Below are 1,877 nucleotides of genomic sequence, written 5' to 3'. Positions count from 1 at the left end.
GATGAGCGTCGTATCCTCAATCGTTTGTTTGTTCACTCGCCCCAAATCAAAGACGCTCACGATGCGTGCGAAGCGCTCACAATGATTTATGAAAGGCCTCTCTCAACAGGACAAGGAAAACGTCAAATTCGTCGCTGGATGCGACAAGTCTCGAATCGCGGAATCAGGTGTTTCGATCGCTTTCTTGGGACGCTTAGAACTCATTTCGCTGAGATCACTCATTATTTTGTCAACCGTCAGACGAGCGGGTTTGTAGAAGGCCTCAACAATAAATTGAAAGTCCTCAAACGACGCTGTTACGGCATCACCAACCTCGCCCATCTGTATCAAAGAGTGTGCTTGGATCTCAACGGATACGCTCGCTTCGGCGTGGAGTCAATATGAATCAATGTGTTAGAGTTTTCGTGTTCAGCGACTTTTCGTAGTTGATGTGTACGCAAAATATAGCGTTAAATAATTGTTTTTAAATTGGTTTCACATTCCCCTGAAATCCGGGAGAGCCATCACTTATTATTTTGTCAACCGTCAGACGAGCGGGTTTGTAGAAGGTCTCAACAGTAAATTGAAAGTCCTCAAACGACGCTGTTACGGCATCGCCAACCTCGCCCATCTGTATCAAAGAGTGTACTTAGATCTCAACGGATACGCTCGCTTCGGCGTGGAGTCAATATGAATCAATGTGTTAGAGTTTTCGTGTTCAGCGACTTTTCGTAGTTGATGTGTACGCAAAATATAGCGTTAAATAATTGTTTTTAAATTGGTTTCACATTCCCCTGAAATCCGGGAGAGCCCGACGAATTCAAGAATGTTGTTGAAAAATATAGCAATATGATCGTTGATGGAACAGAAGTCGCCTGCGTCCGACCATCGGATGATGACCATCAAAAGAAACGATACAGCGGTCAAAAAAAGACAGACCGTCAAAGTTTTAATGCTCACCAATCATGACTTGAAAATACTTGATAAGAGTCCAGTTTTTGGTGACTCAGTACATGACTAGATGATCATGAAAAAATGCTTTCCTCCAAACATTTCTTGGTTTGAAGGCATGACCCTGAGAGCCGACCTTGGCTTTCTTTGCGCAGCCACTGATTATGGACGTGGAGACGACATTCGTTGACCTCATAAAAGGCCAAAGCGATCAAAAGTGAATCCACATCCACGCTTAACTAAAATTCAACAAAGAGCGAATCATCATCACTCCAGTATCCGTGACCTTGTCGAGCATGCGGTCGCTGGAATCAAATCGTTTCATGGCCTCACGCACCGGATTCGGAACCCGTCATCCGCACTCATAAATCAATTTTTCGGCCTTGCCGGTGGTCTTTGGAGCTACAAAATATCATAAATTTCAACATCTAGACGTTCCTAACAAGGCTCTCCCGGATTTCAGGGGAATGTGAAACCAATTTAAAAACAATTATTTAACGCTATATTTTGCGTACACATCAACTACGAAAAGTCGCTGAACACGAAAACTCTAACTCATTGATTCATATTGACTCCACGCCGAAGCGAGCGTATCCGTTGAGATCCAAGCACACTCTTTGATACAGATGGGCGAGGTTGGTGATGCCGTAACAGCGTCGTTTGAGGACTTTCAATTTATTGTTGAGGCCTTCTACAAACCCGCTCGTCTGACGGTTGACAAAATAATTAGTGATCTCAGCGAAATGAGTTCTAAGCGTCCCAAGAAAGCGATCGAAACACCTGATTCCGCGATTCGAGACTTGTCGCATCCAGCGACGAATTTGACGTTTTCCTTGTCCTGTTGAGAGAGGCCTTTCATAAATCATTGTGAGCGCTTCGCACGCATCGTGAGCGTCTTTGATTTGGGGCGAGTGAACAAACAAACGATTGAGGATACGACGCTCATC

General features: G+C 44.3%; 2 protein-coding genes and 1 pseudogene. 2 read left to right on the top strand and 1 reads right to left on the bottom strand.

Features of this window, described 5'->3' with window-relative positions; translation table 11 throughout:
• Together CKO25_RS20665 and CKO25_RS20660 are read left to right on the top strand one after the other, a co-directional pair.
• The coding region (locus tag CKO25_RS20665) for a transposase (RefSeq protein WP_200389827.1) at positions 1-384 on the top strand (384 nt) is incomplete at its 5' end.
• 118 nt (positions 385-502) lie between these two features.
• Positions 503-673, top strand: a pseudogene (locus CKO25_RS20660) (transposase); the annotation flags it as partial.
• Positions 674-1,493: 820 nt separating this feature from the next.
• Here CKO25_RS20660 and CKO25_RS20655 read toward each other — a convergent pair.
• The coding region (locus CKO25_RS20655; RefSeq protein ID WP_200389825.1) for a transposase at positions 1,494-1,877 on the bottom strand (384 nt) is incomplete at its 5' end.

This window comes from Thiocapsa imhoffii, from assembly GCF_016583985.1.
GTDB classification, from domain to species: domain Bacteria; phylum Pseudomonadota; class Gammaproteobacteria; order Chromatiales; family Chromatiaceae; genus Thiocapsa; species Thiocapsa imhoffii.
This window is presented reverse-complemented; position numbering and strand designations above follow the sequence as displayed.